The sequence below is a fragment of the Streptomyces sp. HP-A2021 genome (assembly GCF_022807935.1).
Taxonomy (GTDB): Bacteria; Actinomycetota; Actinomycetes; order Streptomycetales; family Streptomycetaceae; genus Streptomyces; species Streptomyces afghaniensis.
The window spans coordinates 6,606,360-6,623,513 of sequence record NZ_CP094344.1; the positions used below are offsets into that span (position 1 = coordinate 6,606,360).

A 17,154-nucleotide genomic window follows, 5' to 3' on the forward strand; every position below is an offset into this window, starting at 1 on the left:
GGAGGGCAACCGGCCTTCGGTTCAAGCTGTTGGATCCGCGCCCGCGTGGCGAACGCAGGCCGCGCGCGGACCCGAAGGGGTGCCGGACGGGAGCGGATGAGAGAGGGCCCGCTCGATTCCCTCCGGCGTCACATCAGACGTCAGCCCTTGAGCGCGGCGACCTTCTGAGCCAGCGCCGACTTCTTGTTGGCAGCCTGGTTCTTGTGGATGACGCCCTTCGAGACGGCCTTGTCGAGCTGACGCGCGGCAGCGCGCTGGTACTCGGTGGCCTTCTCGACGTCACCCGCGGCAGCAGCCTCACGGGCCTTGCGGATCGCGGTCTTGAGGGAGGACTTGACGGCCTTGTTGCGCAGCCGCGCCTTCTCGTTGGTCTTGATCCGCTTGATCTGGGACTTGATGTTCGCCACGAATGAGCCTTCTCAGGTTCTGGCACGGGGCCGCACGGATGCCGCACGGTCTGTACCGGGTGATTTCTTGAAGGAGTGCCTCCTGCGAGAGGGCATGAGGCACAGCCCCCCACGGTACCAGCGGGCTCATTCATGGCCCAAACCCGTCCATGGTCCCCACCCGTGGGACCATGGAGGCTACGTATCGATCCGATCCGACCCGAGACCGCAGACACTGCGGACGCCTCAAGAATCAGGACCCTGCGTGCCCGCGATCCCTAGCCATGTGCCCGAGCCGAGCCGTACCGACCCGGCTCTGATCCGCAATTTCTGCATCATCGCGCACATCGACCACGGCAAGTCCACGCTCGCCGACCGGATGCTCCAGCTGACCGGAGTGGTCGAGCAGCGGCAGATGCGTGCTCAGTACCTCGACCGCATGGACATCGAGCGTGAGCGCGGCATCACGATCAAGTCCCAGGCGGTGCGACTTCCGTGGGCCCCGTCCCACGACAAGAGCAAGACGCACATCCTGAACATGATCGACACCCCGGGGCACGTCGACTTCACCTACGAGGTCTCGCGATCGCTCGCAGCCTGTGAGGGCACCATCCTCCTGGTCGACGCTGCCCAGGGCATCGAGGCGCAGACCCTCGCCAACCTCTACCTGGCGATGGAGAACGACCTCACGATCATCCCCGTGCTGAACAAGATCGACCTGCCGGCCGCGCAGCCCGAGAAGTTCGCCGAGGAGCTCGCCCACCTCATCGGGTGCGAGCCCGACGACGTGCTCAAGGTCTCCGCCAAGACCGGGCTCGGTGTCGAGGCACTGCTGGACAAGGTCGTCGAACAGGTCCCGGCCCCGGTCGGCGTGAAGGACGCCCCCGCGCGTGCCATGATCTTCGACTCCGTCTACGACTCCTACCGGGGCGTGGTGACGTACGTCCGTGTCATCGACGGGCAGCTCAACAAGCGTGAGCGCATCAAGATGATGTCCACCGGCGCGACGCACGAGCTGCTGGAGATCGGCACCAACTCGCCGGAGATGCTGGCGTCCGACGGTCTCGGCGTCGGCGAGGTGGGCTACCTCATCACCGGCGTGAAGGACGTCCGCCAGTCCAAGGTCGGTGACACCGTCACCAGCCAGTCCAAGGGCGCCGAGAAGCCGCTGGGCGGCTACAAGGACCCCAAGCCCATGGTCTTCTCCGGCCTCTATCCCCTGGACGGCTCGGACTACCCGGAGCTGCGCGAGGCCCTCGACAAGCTCCAGCTCAACGACGCCGCGCTGGTCTACGAGCCGGAGACCTCCGCCGCCCTCGGCTTCGGTTTCCGCGTCGGTTTCCTCGGCCTGCTGCACCTGGACGTGATCCGGGAGCGGCTGGAGCGCGAGTTCGGGCTGGACCTGATCGCCACCGCGCCGAACGTGGTCTACCGCGTCGTCATGGAGGACGGCACCGAGCACACGGTCACCAACCCGAGCGAGTTCCCCGAGGGCAAGATCTCGGAGGTCTACGAGCCGGTCGTGCGGGCCACCATCCTGGCGCCCAGCGAGTTCATCGGCTCGATCATGGAGCTGTGCCAGACCCGGCGCGGCACCCTGCTCGGCATGGACTACCTCTCCGAGGAGCGGGTCGAGGTCCGCTACACCCTGCCTCTGGCCGAGATCGTCTTCGACTTCTTCGACCAGCTGAAGTCCAAGACCCGCGGCTACGCCTCGCTCGACTACGAGCCCACCGGCGAGCAGACCTCCAGCCTGGTCAAGGTCGACATCCTGCTGCACGGCGACAAGGTCGACGCGTTCTCGGCGATCACCCACAAGGACCAGGCGTACGCCTATGGCGTGCGGCTCGTCGCGAAGCTCAAGGAGCTCATCCCGCGGCAGGCCTTCGAGGTGCCGGTCCAGGCCGCCATCGGCTCCCGGGTCATCGCCCGCGAGACCATCCGCGCCATCCGCAAGGACGTCCTCGCCAAGTGCTACGGCGGTGACATCTCCCGTAAGCGGAAGCTGCTGGAGAAGCAGAAGGAGGGCAAGAAGCGGATGAAGATGGTGGGTTCTGTGGAAGTTCCGCAGGAGGCGTTCATCGCCGTCCTGTCGAGCGATGACAGTGCGGGGTCGGGCAAGGGCAAGAAGTAATCACGGGTTACCGTGGGTTACACCGCAAACCGGGTAGTACAGGGGCCCGTCGTGCGAAAGTGCGGCGGGCCGCTGTGCGTACACGGGGTAGCTCTCTGTAGGAAGTGACAGGCCGCGGACCCTTACGCAGCGGCCGGTCGACCTTTACTCTGATCCCTGCTCGATAGTTACTCGCGAGTTAAACAACGGCTCGCGAACAGCAGCTCGTGAGTCAAAACCAGCCGCACCTGAGCCAGCCGCACCGTCGCGGGCCCCGGAGGATGTCGTGAGCGACACACAGACACTGATCGAGAACCGTCCGCCGTCCGTGGCGGGCCTCTTCCTGGACCGCGTGGCGGCCACGCCGGACGCCGAGGCCTACCGCTATCCGGTGCCCGCGTCCTCGGGGCAGGGGCCGGACGACTGGAAGTCGCTGAGCTGGGCGCAGGCCGCCGAGCGGGTCTACGCCATCGCGGCCGGCCTCATCGAGCTGGGCGTGCAGCCCGAGCAGCGCGTCGCCCTCGCTTCCAGCACCCGCATCGAGTGGATCCTCGCCGACCTCGGCATCATGTGCGCCGGCGCCGCCACGACCACGGTCTACCCGCAGACCAACGCCGAGGAGTCGGCGTACATCCTGTCGGACTCCGAGAGCCGGGTGCTCATCGCGGAGAACGTCGAGCAGCTGGCCAAGGCGCAGGAGAAGCGCGCCGAGCTGCCCGACCTCACCCATGTCGTGGTCGTCGACCCGGCCGGGGTCGAGACCGCCGACTGGATCCTCACCCTGGACGAGCTGGAGAAGCGCGGCGCGGCCCGGCTGGAGAAGGACCCCGACCTGATCAAGGAGCGGGTCGGCGCGATCACCAAGGACCAGCTGGCCACGCTCATCTACACCTCCGGAACCACCGGCCGCCCCAAGGGCGTGCGCCTCCCGCACGACAACTGGTCGTACATGGCGAAGGCGATCGCCGCGACCGGGCTGATCAGCGGCGAGGACGTGCAGTACCTGTGGCTGCCCCTCGCGCACGTCTTCGGCAAGGTGCTCACCTCCGGCCAGATCGAGGTCGGGCACGTCACCGCCGTGGACGGCCGCGTCGACAAGATCATCGAGAATCTGCCGGTGGTGCAGCCGACGTACATGGCGGCCGTGCCGCGCATCTTCGAGAAGGTCTACAACGGTGTCGCCGCGAAGGCCCGGGCGGGCGGTGGCGCCAAGTACAAGATCTTCCAGTGGGCCGCCGAGGTGGCCCGCGAGTACGCCAAGACCGCGCAGGACAACTTCCGGCGGACCGGGACCATGTCCGTGCCGTTCGGGCTGGGCGCGAAGCACAAGGTCGCGGACGCGCTGGTGTTCGCCAAGATCCGGGAGGCCTTCGGCGGGAACCTGCGGGCGTGCGTCTCGGGCTCGGCGGCGCTGGCACCCGAGATCGGGTACTTCTTCTCCGGCGCCGGCATCCACATCCTGGAGGGCTACGGCCTGACCGAGTCCTCGGCGGCGTCGTTCGTGAACCCGGGCGAGGCCTATCGCACCGGTACGGTCGGCAAGCCGCTGCCCGGCACGGAGGTGCGGATCGCCGACGACGGGGAGATCCTGCTGCGCGGCCCGGGCATCATGGAGGGCTACCACAAGCTGCCCGAGAAGACCGCCGAGGTGCTGGAGGCGGACGGCTGGTTCCACACCGGGGACATCGGGGAGCTGTCGCCCGACGGGTACCTGCGGATCACCGACCGCAAGAAGGACCTCATCAAGACGTCGGGCGGCAAGTACATCGCGCCGGCCGAGGTGGAGGGGCAGTTCAAGGCGGTGTGCCCGTACGTCTCCAACATCCTCGTGCACGGGGCCGACCGGAACTTCTGCACGGCGCTCATCGCGCTCGACGAAGTCGCGATCACGGAGTGGGCGAAGGAGAACGGGCTGGCGGGGAAGTCGTACGCGGAGATCGTTTCCTCGCCGGTCACGGTGGAGATGGTCGACGGGTATGTGAAGCAGCTCAACGAGGGGCTTCAGCGGTGGCAGACGATCAAGAAGTTCCGGTTGCTGCCGCGGGATCTCGATGTGGAGCACGGTGAGATCACGCCGAGTCTGAAGCTGAAGCGGCCGGTTGTGGAGCGGGAGTACAAGCATCTGATCGAGGAGATGTACGAGGGGTCTCGCGAGGCGTAGGGGGTGGTGGCGCTGTGTGAGCGGCTGCGGGTCCGTCGTGGTTGCTCGCGCAGTTCCCCGCGCCCCTAAAAGCCTCCGTCCACCCGGCGTCGTAGGTCCTGGATCTCTGCGCGTAGGCGTTCGACCTCTCTGCCTTTGCGGTAGAGGTCCAGGAAGACGCTGACCTTTGCCCTGAGGACCCAGGGGTCGAAGGGCTTGGTCACGTAGTCGGCGGCGCCTGTGGCGTAGCCGCGGAAGGCGTAGCCCGAGTCGTCGTCCGCGCCTGTCAGGAAGATGATCGGGACGTCGCGGGTCTGGTCCAGGCGTTTGATGTGGGCGGCCGTCTCGAAGCCGTCCATGCCGGGCATGCGGACGTCGAGCAGGACCAGGGCGATGGGCTGCCGCAGCACCGCCTTCATCGCCTCCTCGCCGGAACGGGCACGTATCAGAGGCTCGTTGAGTGAGGCGAGGACGGCCTCCAGGGCGGTCAGGTTGTCCTCCATGTCGTCGACCAGGAGGATTCCGGCGCGTGCGGTGCTCATGACGGTCGGGCCTCCTCCGTGCCCTCCGTCTCCCGCGTGTCGTCCGGGTTCAGCAGTTCGCACACGACCGTCAGCAGCCGGTCGATGTCCACCGGCTTGGGCACGTAGTCGTTTGCGCCACCGGCGATGGACTTCTCGCGGTCGCCGGGCATCGCCTTCGCGGTCAGGGCGACGATGGGCAGGTCCGCCCAGCGCGGGGTGCGGCGGATGGCGGAGATGGTCTCGTAGCCGTCCATCTCCGGCATCATGATGTCCATCAGGACCAGTTCGACGTCCGCGGTGCGCTCCAGCGTCTCGATGCCCTCGCGGCCGTTCTCCGCGTACAGCACGGTCATGCCGACGCGGCCCAGGACGTGGGTGAGGGCGAAGACGTTGCGGATGTCGTCGTCGACGATCAGCACCCGCCGCCCGGCCAGGATCCGGCCCGGCCTGCCGGACGTCCACGCCTCCAGCCTGGTCGGCGAGGGCCAGGCGTCGTCGGTGTCGTACGCGGCCGGGAACGGTCCGGCGGTGGCCGGCTGGAGGGTCAGGGGCACTTCGGGATGATCCTCGGGAGCCGGTTCCGGTCCCGGTGCCGTGTGACCGGGGCTCACGACAGGCACGTACAGGGTGAACGTGGAGCCCTTGCCGGGTTCGCTCTCGGCGACGATCCGGCCGCCGAGCAGGCCCGCGATCTCCCGGCTGATGGACAGGCCGAGGCCGGTGCCGCCGTACTTGCGGTTGGTGGTGCCGTCGGCCTGCTGGAACGCCTCGAAGATCACCGGGAGTTTCTCCGGCGCGATGCCGATGCCCGTGTCGGACACGGCGAAGGCGATGACGTCGTCGGTGTCCCGGACGTAGTGATGCTCGGCGTCCTTCACCCGGTCGACCCGTAGCTCGACCTTGCCCGACGCGGTGAACTTGATCGCGTTGGAGAGGAGGTTGCGCAGAATCTGCTGGAGGCGCTGCTCGTCCGAGTACACCTCGCGCGGCACGTCCTCGCCGACCGCCAGCTCGAAGGCGAGCCCCCGGTCGATGGTGAGCGGGCGGAACGTGGCGTGGACGTAGTCGAGCAGCTTGATGAGGGGGAGCCGCTTGGGGCGTACGTCCATCCGGCCGGCCTCGATCTTCGACAGGTCCAGGATGTCGTTGATGAGCTGGAGGAGGTCCGAGCCCGAGCGGTGGATCGTCGTCGCGAACTGCACCTCCTGGTCCGAGAGATGACCGTCCGGGTTGTCGGAGAGCAGCCGGGCCAGGATCAGCAGGGAGTTGAGCGGGGTGCGCAGCTCGTGCGACATGTTCGCCAGGAACTCCGACTTGTACTGCGAGGACGTGGCCAGCAGGGCGGCCTTCTCCTCCAGTTCGGCGTTGGAGCGCTGCAGCTCGCCCTGCTGCTTCTGGAGTTCGTCCGAGCGCTCCTGGAGCTGCATGGCCAGGCGCTGGGACTCGCCGAGCAGGGACTCCGTGCGGGAGTTGGCGATGATCGTGTTGATGGCGACGCCGATGGTGTTGACGAACTGGTCGAAGAAGGCCAGGTGCACATCGGAGAAGCGGGAGAAGGAGGCGAGCTCGATGACGCCGAGGAGCTTGTCCTCGAAGAGGATCGGGATGATGACGATCGTGGTCGGGGCCGCCTCGCCGAGGCCGCTGTTGATCTTGATGTAGTCGGGCGGGGCGCCCTCGACCAGGATCCGCTTCTTCTCCCGGGCCGCCTGGGCGACCAGGCCGTGCACCGGGAGGGCGCCGGTCTCGACGGTCGCGTCCTGGGCGGCGCCGTAGCCGGCGATGAAGGCGAGCCCCTTGGTGGGAACCGTCGCTCCGGCCTCCTCCGGGTCGGCCAGGTAGAACGCGCCGTACTGGGCGTTCACCAGCGGGGTCAGCTCGCGGAGTATCAGGTCGGCGACCTCCATCAGGTCGCGATGACCCTGCATCAGGGAGGCGAGGCGGGCCAGGTTGGACTCCAGCCAGTCCTTCGCGCGGGTGGTCTCGCGCAGGTTGGCCACCATCAGGTTGATGTTGTCCTTCAGCTCGGCGACCTCGCCGCGGGTCTCGACCGTGATCGAGCGGGACATGTCCCCCTGGGCCACGGCGGAGGCCACCTCGGCGATCGCACGGACCTGGGTGGTGAGGTTCGAGGCCAGTTCGTTGACGTTCGTCGTCAGGCGCTTCCAGGTGCCGTAGACGCCCTCGACCCTGGCCTGGCCGCCGAGCTGTCCCTCGGAGCCGACCTCGCGGGCCACGCGCGTGACCTCCGAGGCGAAGGAGGACAGCGTGTCGACCATCGTGTTGATCGTGGTCTTCAGCTCCAGGATCTCGCCGCGCGCGTCCACGTCGATCTTCCGGGACAGGTCGCCCTGCGCCACGGCCGTCGCGACCTGGGCGATGTTGCGCACCTGGGAGGTGAGGTTGTCGGCCATGGAGTTGACGTTGTCCGTCAGGTCCCGCCAGACACCGGAGACGCCCAGCACCTGGGCCCGCCCGCCGAGCCGGCCGTCGGTGCCGACCTCGCGGGCGACCCGCGTGACCTCGTCGGCGAAGGCGCGCAGCTGCTCCACCATCGTGTTGACGGTGTCCTTCAGTTCGAGGATCTCGCCGCGGGCGTCGACCGTGATCTTCTTCGACAGGTCGCCGTTGGCCACGGCCGTGGTCACCTGGGCGATGTTGCGGACCTGCGAGGTCAGGTTCAGCGCCATGAAGTTGACGTTGTCGGTGAGGTCCTTCCAGACGCCGGAGACGCCCCGGACCTGTGCCTGGCCTCCGAGGTTGCCCTCGGTGCCGACCTCGCGGGCGACGCGGGTGACCTCGTCGGCGAAGGCGGAGAGCTGGTCGACCATGGTGTTGATCGTGGACTTGAGCTCCAGGATCTCGCCCTTGGCCTCCACCGTGATCTTCTTGCCGAGGTCGCCCTGGGCGACGGCGGTGGAGACGAGGGCGATGTTCCGCACCTGGGAGGTGAGGTTGTCGGCCATGAAGTTGACGTTGTCGGTGAGGTCCTTCCAGACGCCGGAGACGCCCCGGACCTGTGCCCGGCCGCCGAGGTTGCCCTCGGTGCCGACTTCCCGGGCGACGCGGGTGACCTCGTCGGCGAAGGCGGAGAGCTGGTCGACCATGGTGTTGATCGTGGACTTGAGCTCCAGGATCTCGCCCTGCGCGTCGACCGTGATCTTCTGGGACAGGTCGCCGTTGGCCACGGCCGTGGTCACCTGGGCGATGTTGCGGACCTGCGAGGTCAGGTTCGACGCCATGAAGTTGACGTTGTCGGTGAGGTCCTTCCAGACGCCGGAGACGCCCCGGACCTGTGCCCGGCCGCCCAACTGGCCCTCGGTGCCGACCTCCCGGGCGACCCTGGTCACCTCGTCGGCGAAGGCGGAGAGCTGGTCGACCATCGTGTTCACGGTCAGCTTCAGTTCCAGCAGTTCGCCGGTCGCCTCCACCGTGACCGTGCGGGTCAGATCCCCGCGTGCCACCGCCGTCGTGACCGCCGCGATGTCCCGCACCTGAGCCGTCAGCCGGGACGCCATCGTGTTGACGGCCTCGGTCACGTCCCGCCAACTCCCCGAAAGCCCCTGCACCTTGGCCCGGCCGCCGAGCCGCCCCTCGGTGCCGACCTCGCGCGCGACCCGTGTCACCTCGCCGGTGAACAGGGAGAGCTGGTCCACCATCTTGTTCACGGCCCGGCCGAGGCGCCGCAGGTCGCCCCGTAACTCCCGCGTGCCGTCGTGCAGATCCACCCGCTGGGTCAGATCGCCGCCGGCCACCGCGTCCAGCACGCGCGTGGCGTTCGCCGCCGGGGCGACGAGGGCGTCCAGCAGCTGGTTCACGTCGTTGACGCGGGATGTCCACAGGCCCTGTCCCGGACTGGCCGAGAGCCGCTCGTCGAGTCGGCCGTGCCGCACCAGCTCCCGTCTCACCCGGCGCACCTCGGTGGTGAAGTGGACGCTGCGGTCCATGATCTGGTTGTAGACCGCGGTGAGTTCGGCCACCATCCCGTGGCCGGTTTCCGGCACCTTGGTGAAGTCGCCGTCGCGGGCGGCTGTCATGGCGGCGAGCAGGGGACGCAGATCGGATGCACGAATCTGACCGTCTTCGTACCGGTCTTCGACCACAGGAGTAGCACTGTTCTCACTCATGACGGCCCACTTCGGTAACTCGGCGCTTATGGGCGTGGCCAGTCTGTCACCCTGTCGGCATCGACTGTGGCGTATTCGTACGAACTGCCCGGGGAGCTGTCCATGGGGGCCATTCCGACGCAACGGGAGACCGCTTCCCGTGCCTCAGAGGCGCCTGCGCACGCTTCGGAGATGCCTGTACCCCTGCACGAGGGGGCCGTCTCCGAGGATTGTGCGCCGTCTTCCGAGGCGCCGGTGCCCGGGTGCGAGGCGCCCGTGGCCGGGCCCGAGGCGTCCGTGCCCGGCTGTGAGGCGCCCGTGCTCACCGCTGAGGCACCCGGGGGCGCGTCCGAGGTCTCCGGGCTCGCGTCCGAGGCGCCCGTGATCGCGCCCGAGGTGTCCGGCCCGGTATCCGAGGTGTCCACAGTCGCTTCCGAGGCGCCCGTGAAGGAGCGTGCGCGGGCGTACGCGACCCTGCCCGGCAGCTCACTCGCGCCGGGCTCCGCTCGCGCCCTGGTGCGCGCGGCGATCACCGAGTGGACCGGGCTCGGTCTGCCCGGCGCCGAGCACCTCACCGACCGTCTCGCCGACGACGCCCTGCTCGTCGTCAGCGAACTCGTCACCAACGCCGTCGTGCACGCCGGCACCGACGTCCAGCTGGAGTGCCGGCTGGAAGGCGACGACAAGGACACGGCCGCGCTCCTCGTCGAGGTCTCCGACCACCACCCCTCACGCGCCCCGCGCGGCGGCGAGCCGGAAACGCCGCACGACACCCCGGAGTACGGGCGCGGCCTGCGGCTCGTCGGCGCGCTCTCCGAGGCCTGGGGCATCACGTACCGCACGGGCCGGAAGACCGTGTGGGCGCGGCTGCCCGCCGGGGGCTGTGAGGCCGGCGATCAGATCGAGGCGTACGCCGGGGAGCACGCGCTGGCGCGCGGGCTGCGCGTGGCGGAGATCCTGGCGCCGGATCCGCCCCCCGGGCAGGATGCCCGGGAGAGGGGACCGAGGGACGCGCGGGACCCGCACGATTCTGGCGGCGGCTCGGGCGACCTGCGCGACTGGCACGACCTGCGGGAGTGGCGGGAGCGGTACGAGGACTGCGACGGCCGTGACGGACGCGACGGGTCCTGGCTGGGCCGCGGGGCCCTCTCCTTCCTCGCCGAGGCCTCCGACCTGCTCGCCGGACAGCTCGACGAGGACCTGGTCGCCGCCCTCGCCGGGCAGTTGATCGTGCCCCGGCTGGCCGACTGGTGCGCGGTGTGGCTGGAGGACGAGGCCACCGCCGGCGGCTGGAGCGGCGGGGCCGGAGCGGGCGGGCCCCGGCTGGCCCGGGTCTGGCACGGCAGCGAGAACCGCATCGAGGAGCTGCGCCGGGCCCTGGAGAAGGACGCACCGCACCCGTCCGACCCGTCAGAGGCCGGGCCGGCCGACTATCCCTGGCCCGGTGAGGCGCTCGGTGACGCCCCCGGCGAGCCGGGCTCGGCCCTCGCGTACCGGCTCGTCGCCGGCGGACGCCCGCTGGGCACCCTCGTCATCGGACGGTCCGGGTCCGCCGGCTTCCCCGACGAGATCACCGGCCTCGTCGAGGACCTCAGCCGCCGGGTCGCGCTCGCCATCGGGGCCGCCCGCCAGTACGCCCGCCAGGCCACCATCAGCGCCGTCCTCCAGCGCGGACTGCTGCCCGGCGCCGTGGCCGAGATCCCCGGGGTGCGCAGCGCCCTCGTCTACGAACCGTGCGACAAGGGCGGGCCCAGCGGCGACTTCTACGACCTGTTCCCGGCCGGTGACGGCCGCTGGTGCTTCGCCGTCGGCGACGTCCAGGGCAAGGGGCCCGAGGCCGCCGTCGTGATCGGCCTGGCCCGGCCCTGGCTGCGGCTGCTGGCCCGTGAGGGCTATCGGGTCGCCGACGTCCTCGACCGCCTCAACCAGCTCCTGCTCGACGACGCCACGGAGGCCGCGGACGCGGCGGCCCGCGCGCTGGTGGCCGCCGGCGCGCGGCCGACCCCGCCCGGCGACGGCCCTCAGACACGCTTCCTGTCCCTGCTGTACGGCGAGCTGGTCCCCTTCGACGGTGGCGTCCGCTGCACCGTCGCCTCCGCCGGGCACCCGCTGCCCCTCGTGCTCGGGGCGGGTGGCGAGGTCCACACGGCCGCGCAGCCGCAGACCCTGCTGGGGGTCGTCGAGGACGCCGCGTACGCGAGTGAGACCTTCGAGCTGCGCTCCGGCGACACCCTGCTGTGCGTCACGGACGGAGTGACCGAGCGGCGCTCGGGCTCCCGCCAGTTCGACGACGGGGACGGGCTGGCGACGGCGCTGGCCGGGTGTGCGGGGCTGGACGCGGAGCTGATAGCCGAGCGGATCAAGCGGATGGTGCACGAGTTCGGGGCGCGGCCCCCGGCGGACGATCTGGCGCTGCTGGTGCTTCAGGCCGAGTGACCGCCCGGGTGCTGGACAATGGAGGACATGCCTTCCGCACTCCCCGACGGTGAGCCCGTCCCCGACGACGGCGCGCTGCCCGCATCCGCGCTCGCCGGGGCCGCCGACCGTCCGCTCGGGTTCTACCTGCACGTTCCGTACTGCGCGACCCGCTGCGGCTACTGCGACTTCAACACCTACACGGCGACCGAGCTGCGCGGCACCGGTGGCGTGCTGGCCTCGCGCGACAACTATGCCGAGACGCTGGTCGACGAGGTCCGGCTGGCGCGGAAGGTGCTGGGGGACGACCCCCGGCCCGTTCGTACGGTGTTCGTGGGCGGGGGTACGCCCACCCTGCTCGACGCCGGTGACCTGGTGCGGATGCTCGCAGCCGTCCGTGACGAGTTCGGGCTGGCGGAGGACGCCGAGGTCACGACCGAGGCGAACCCGGAGTCGGTGGATCCGGCGTATCTGGCGGCCCTGCGTGAGGGGGGCTTCAACCGGATCTCCTTCGGGATGCAGAGTGCGCGGCAGCATGTGCTGAAGGTGCTGGACCGCACGCACACGCCGGGGCGGCCGGAGGCGTGCGTCGCGGAGGCCCGGGCGGCCGGGTTCGAGCATGTGAATCTCGACCTGATCTACGGCACGCCCGGGGAGTCCGACGACGACTGGCGGGCCTCGCTGGACGCGGTGCTGGGGGCTGGGCCGGACCATGTCAGCGCGTACGCCCTGATCGTCGAGGAGGGGACGCAGCTGGCGCGTCGGATCCGCCGGGGCGAGGTGCCGATGACCGACGACGACGTGCATGCCGACCGGTACCTGATCGCGGACGAGGTCCTCTCGGGCGCGGGCTTCGAGTGGTACGAGGTGTCGAACTGGGCGACCTCGGAGGCGGGGCGGTGCCTGCACAACGAGCTGTACTGGCGGGGGGCCGACTGGTGGGGGGCCGGGCCGGGCGCGCACAGTCACGTGGGTGGGGTGCGGTGGTGGAACGTGAAGCATCCCGGGGCGTATGCGGGGGCGCTGGCGGCGGGGCGGTCGCCGGGGGCCGGGCGTGAGGTGCTGTCGGAGGAGGACCGGCGGGTCGAGCGGATCCTGCTGGAGCTGCGGTTGCGGGAAGGTGTGCCGTTGTCGTTGCTGCGGGAGGAGGGGCTTGCGGCGTCGCGGCGGGCGTTGTCGGACGGGCTTTTGGATGCCGGTCCGTACGAGGAGGGGCGTGCCGTGCTGACGTTGCGCGGGCGGTTGCTGGCGGATGCGGTGGTTCGGGACCTCGTGGACTGAGGTGCTGCGGCGTCGGTGCTGGGGCCGGGGCGTTGCGCAGCCCGGCGGAGCGGGGTGCCGCTGCGCCGACCCGTGCCGCCCCAGCGGCACGACTGCCCGCAGCTAAGCGGCATGCAGCAGCCCGGCGGAGCGGGGTGCCGCTGCGCCCACCCGTGCCGCCCTGGGGGCACCTCCCAGGCCCTTAAGGCACTGGGGGAGGCACGCATGCCCGCAGCTAGGCCGTCACGAAGTCGATCAGTTCCTCGACCCTGCCCAGCAGGGCCGGCTCCAGGTCCTTGTACGACCGTACGGCCGACAGGATCCGCTGCCAGGCCGCGCCCGTGTTCTCCGGCCAGCCCAGCGCGCTGCACACCCCCGTCTTCCAGTCCTGGCCGCGCGGGATCCGGGGCCATGCCTCGATGCCCAGGGACGACGGTTTCACCGCTTCCCAGATGTCGATGTAGGGGTGGCCCACGACCAGGGCGTGCTCGCTCGTCACCGACTCGGCGATACGCCACTCCTTGCTGCCCGGCACCAGGTGGTCCACCAGGACGCCCAGCCGCGCGTCCGCGCCGGGGGCGAAGTCGGCGACGATCGACGGCAGGTCGTCGACGCCCTCCAGATACTCCACTACCACGCCCTCGATGCGCAGGTCGTCGCCCCAGACCTTCTCGACCAGCTCGGCGTCGTGCCGGCCCTCGACGTAGATGCGCCCGGCGCGGGCCACGCGGGCGCGGGCGCCGGGGACGGCCACCGAACCGGACGCCGTACGGGTGGGACGTGCGGGGCCGGCGGGCGAGGGGCGCACCAGCGTCACGACCCTGCCCTCCAGGAGGAAGCCGCGCGGCTCCAGGGGGAACACCCGGTGCTTGCCGAAGCGGTCCTCCAGGGTCACCGTGCCCGCCTCGCAGCGGATCACCGCACCGCAGAAACCGGTCCCGGCCTCCTCGACCACCAGGCCCGGCTCCGCCGGAACCTCGGGCACCGGCTTCGGCTTCTTCCACGGCGGGGTCAGGTCCGGAGAGTACTGGCGCATTCGAATGACGATAGGAGAAGGCGTACGGCGATCACCGCGACACGCCGAAATGCGCCGCCAGCGCGTCGCGCTGGGCGCGCACGAACGCCGCGTCCACCACCGCTCCGTGACCGGGCACGTACAGCGCGTCCTCGCCGCCCAGGTCGAGCAGCCGGTCCAGGGCGGCCGGCCAGTGCGACGGCACGGCGTCGGGGCCCGCCTGCGGCTCGCCGGACTCCTCGACCAGGTCGCCGCAGAACACCACCTCCGGATCCCCCGGCACCAGCACCGCCAGGTCGTGCGCGGTGTGCCCGGGGCCCACGTTGGCCAGCAGCACCTGGCGCCCGCCGCCCAGGTCGAGGGTCCACTCGCCGGAGACCAGGTGGCGGGGCGCGACCAGCCGGTCCGCCGCCTCCTGCGCGGTGGTCTCCGCCAGGCCGCCTCGCACCGCGTCGGCGCGCAGCTCCTCGCGGTCCCGGACGCGCGTCAGCACCGCGTCCACGCCCACCGCGCCGAACACCTCCGCGTCCGTGAACTCCGCCACCCCGAAGACATGGTCGAAGTGGGGATGGGTCAGCGCGAGATGCGTCACACGGTGACCGGTGAGCGACCGCGCCTGCTCGCGCAACCGCGCGCCCTCGGCCGGGCTCGACCCCGCGTCGATCATGAGGACCGCGCCCTCACCGGCGACCAGCCCCGCCGTGCAGTCCCACACCGGGAGCCGGCACCGCCCCACCCCGGCGGCCACGCGTTCCCATCCGAGCTCTTCCCAAGTCACCGTCATACGGCGACGCTAGCGGTGACCGCCGCCCTGGGCACGACAGCACGCGACCAGCCTTGCCGGGGGTGTACCTCACCGCCGTACACTGGGCGGGGAATGCTGGCACTCGCACGCGCAGAGTGCCAGGCCTCACAGGCAGGACACCAGGCGGACGACTTCTGGAGGTGTGCGCGAATGCTCAGTGAACGCAGGCTTCAGGTGCTGCGCGCCATCGTCCAGGACTACGTCGGCACCGAGGAGCCGGTGGGCTCCAAGGCCCTCACCGAGCGGCACAACCTCGGCGTCTCGCCGGCCACCGTCCGCAACGACATGGCAGCCCTGGAGGACGAGGGGTACATCGCCCAGCCGCACACCAGCGCCGGGCGCATCCCCACCGACAAGGGCTACCGGCTGTTCGTGGACAAGCTGGCCGGGGTCAAGCCGATGACCGCGCCCGAGCGGCGCGCGATCCAGAACTTCCTCGAGGGAGCCGTCGACCTCGACGACGTCGTGGCGCGTACGGTGCGGCTGCTGGCCCAGCTCACGCGCCAGGTCGCCGTCGTGCAGTACCCGTCGCTGACCCGCTCGACCGTGCGCCACGTGGAGCTGCTCGCTCTCGCGCCCGCGCGGCTGATGCTCGTGCTGATCACGGACACCGGGCGGGTCGAGCAGCGCGTGGTCGACTGCCCGGCGCCCTTCGGCGAGGCCTCGCTCGCGGATCTGCGCGCGCGGCTCAACAGCCGGGTGGCGAACCGCCGTTTCGCGGATGTGCCGAGTCTGGTGGAGGATCTGCCGGAGGCGTTCGAGCACGAGGACCGGGGTACGGTCTCCACGGTGCTCTCCACACTTCTGGAGACGCTCGTCGAGGAGAACGAGGAGCGGCTGATGATCGGCGGCACCGCCAACCTGACCCGCTTCGGGCACGACTTTCCCCTCACGATCCGGCCGGTGCTGGAGGCGCTGGAGGAGCAGGTCGTGCTCCTCAAGCTGCTCGGCGAGGCGAAGGATCCGGGCGTGACCGTACGTATCGGTCATGAGAACGCCCACGAAGGACTCAACTCCACGTCCGTCGTGTCGGTCGGCTACGGTTCGGGCGGCGAGGCTGTCGCCAAGCTCGGCGTGGTCGGACCGACCCGCATGGACTACCCGGGAACGATGGGAGCGGTACGCGCAGTGGCACGGTACGTCGGACAGATCCTGGCGGAGTCGTAGTGGCCACGGACTACTACGCCGTACTCGGCGTGCGCCGCGACGCGTCGCAGGAAGAGATCAAGAAGGCCTTCCGGCGGCTCGCGCGCGAGCTGCACCCGGACGTCAACCCCGATCCGAAGACCCAGGAGCGGTTCAAGGAGATCAACGCCGCCTACGAGGTGTTGTCGGACCCGCAGAAGAAGCAGGTCTACGACCTCGGCGGCGACCCGCTCTCGCAGGCCGGGGGCGGCGGCGCGGGCGGCTTCGGGGCCGGCGGCTTCGGGAACTTCTCCGACATCATGGACGCGTTCTTCGGCACGGCGTCGCAGCGCGGTCCGCGCTCGCGCACCCGCCGCGGCCAGGACGCGATGATCCGCATCGAGGTGGAGCTCGACGAGGCGGCCTTCGGCACGACGAAGGACATCCAGGTCGACACGGCGGTCGTCTGCAACACCTGTAACGGTGAGGGCGCGGCGCCGGGGACCTCCGCCCAGACGTGCGACATGTGCCGCGGTCGCGGTGAGGTGTCCCAGGTCACGCGGTCCTTCCTCGGCCAGGTCATGACCTCGCGGCCCTGCCCGCAGTGCCAGGGCTTCGGCACCGTGGTGCCCACGCCGTGCCCGGAGTGCGCGGGTGACGGGCGCGTGCGGTCGCGCCGTACGCTCACGGTCAAGATCCCGGCCGGTGTCGACAACGGCACGCGGATCCAGCTCGCCGGTGAGGGCGAGGTCGGGCCCGGCGGCGGTCCCGCGGGCGACCTGTACGTCGAGATCCACGAACTGCCGCACTCGCAGTTCCAGCGGCGCGGCGACGACCTGCACTGCACGGTCACGCTGCCGATGACGGCGGCCGCCCTCGGCACGAAGGTGCCGCTGGAGACGCTGGACGGCCTGGAGGAGGTCGACATCCGCCCGGGCACCCAGTCCGGCCAGTCGATCCCGCTGCACGGCCGCGGAGTCACACACCTGCGGGGCGGCGGACGCGGCGACCTCATCGTCCACGTCGAGGTCCAGACCCCGAACAAGCTGGACGTCGAGCAGGAGCGCCTGCTCCGCGAGCTGGCCAAACTGCGCGGCGAGGAACGGCCCACGGGTCAGTTCCAGCCGGGGCAGCAAGGGCTGTTCTCGCGGTTGAAGGACGCGTTCAACGGGCGGTGACGCCGGCTCCCCAGGGGGCCTGCGGGTGGCTTTTCCTCTGGTCTATGCCACACGGCAGGCCGGTTTCGGAGTAGTCCGGAGGACGTG

The 17,154-nt window shown here is 70.3% G+C and carries 11 protein-coding genes; 6 read left to right on the forward strand and 5 right to left on the reverse strand.

All coding sequences use genetic code 11. The annotated features are described in order from the left end of the window. Nucleotides 1-140: 140 nt before the first annotated feature. The gene (gene rpsT / locus MQE23_RS29870) at nucleotides 141-407 is read right to left on the reverse strand and encodes a 30S ribosomal protein S20 (RefSeq protein WP_010042013.1); all 267 of its coding nucleotides are present in this window, start codon (nucleotides 405-407) and stop codon (nucleotides 141-143) included. Nucleotides 408-651: 244 nt separating this feature from the next. Between rpsT and lepA the strand changes: the two genes are divergently transcribed. Next, a complete protein-coding gene (gene lepA, locus MQE23_RS29875; protein ID WP_037667194.1) occupies nucleotides 652-2,520 on the forward strand; it encodes a translation elongation factor 4 in 1,869 nt (622 codons plus the stop codon). A gap of 265 nt (nucleotides 2,521-2,785) precedes the next feature. Then, on the forward strand, nucleotides 2,786-4,660 hold the full coding sequence (locus tag MQE23_RS29880) for an AMP-dependent synthetase/ligase (protein WP_020270223.1): 1,875 nt from the start codon (nucleotides 2,786-2,788) through the stop codon (nucleotides 4,658-4,660). Nucleotides 4,661-4,725: 65 nt separating this feature from the next. Here MQE23_RS29880 and MQE23_RS29885 read toward each other — a convergent pair whose 3' ends face one another. Together MQE23_RS29885 and MQE23_RS29890 are read right to left on the reverse strand one after the other, a co-directional pair. After that, a complete protein-coding gene (locus MQE23_RS29885) occupies nucleotides 4,726-5,181 on the reverse strand; it encodes a response regulator (RefSeq protein ID WP_020270224.1) in 456 nt (151 codons plus the stop codon). After that, the gene (locus MQE23_RS29890) at nucleotides 5,178-9,290 is read right to left on the reverse strand and encodes a HAMP domain-containing protein (RefSeq protein WP_243380765.1); all 4,113 of its coding nucleotides are present in this window, start codon (nucleotides 9,288-9,290) and stop codon (nucleotides 5,178-5,180) included. Before MQE23_RS29890 ends, MQE23_RS29885 begins: the two co-directional genes overlap by 4 nt. Nucleotides 9,291-9,461: 171 nt before the next feature. Here MQE23_RS29890 and MQE23_RS29895 point away from each other — a divergent pair, with 171 nt between their 5' ends. Together MQE23_RS29895 and hemW are read left to right on the forward strand one after the other, a co-directional pair. Beyond that, nucleotides 9,462-11,705, forward strand: a complete 2,244-nt coding sequence (locus MQE23_RS29895) for a SpoIIE family protein phosphatase (protein WP_243380766.1) — start codon at nucleotides 9,462-9,464, stop codon at nucleotides 11,703-11,705. A 27-nt stretch (nucleotides 11,706-11,732) separates the two neighbouring features. Further along, a complete protein-coding gene (gene hemW, locus MQE23_RS29900) occupies nucleotides 11,733-12,965 on the forward strand; it encodes a radical SAM family heme chaperone HemW (RefSeq protein ID WP_243380767.1) in 1,233 nt (410 codons plus the stop codon). Between the two features lie 214 nt (nucleotides 12,966-13,179). On the opposite strand, the gene MQE23_RS29905 is transcribed toward hemW, so the two are convergent. Next, a complete protein-coding gene (locus MQE23_RS29905) occupies nucleotides 13,180-13,980 on the reverse strand; it encodes a DUF3097 domain-containing protein (protein ID WP_243380768.1) in 801 nt (266 codons plus the stop codon). A 31-nt stretch (nucleotides 13,981-14,011) separates the two neighbouring features. Then, nucleotides 14,012-14,743: an MBL fold metallo-hydrolase gene (locus tag MQE23_RS29910; protein ID WP_243380769.1), complete on the reverse strand. Its 732-nt coding sequence runs from the start codon at nucleotides 14,741-14,743 to the stop codon at nucleotides 14,012-14,014. Between the two features lie 171 nt (nucleotides 14,744-14,914). On the opposite strand from MQE23_RS29910, the gene hrcA reads away from it, so the two are divergent. Together hrcA and dnaJ are read left to right on the forward strand one after the other, a co-directional pair. Beyond that, nucleotides 14,915-15,931 carry a heat-inducible transcriptional repressor HrcA gene (gene hrcA / locus MQE23_RS29915; protein WP_020270537.1) on the forward strand — a complete coding sequence of 339 codons (1,017 nt, stop codon included), beginning with the start codon at nucleotides 14,915-14,917 and terminating at the stop codon, nucleotides 15,929-15,931. Beyond that, the gene (gene dnaJ, locus MQE23_RS29920; RefSeq protein WP_020270536.1) at nucleotides 15,931-17,067 is read left to right on the forward strand and encodes a molecular chaperone DnaJ; all 1,137 of its coding nucleotides are present in this window, start codon (nucleotides 15,931-15,933) and stop codon (nucleotides 17,065-17,067) included. The genes hrcA and dnaJ overlap by 1 nt, the downstream gene beginning before the upstream one ends. The last annotated feature ends 87 nt before the right edge of the window (nucleotides 17,068-17,154 follow it).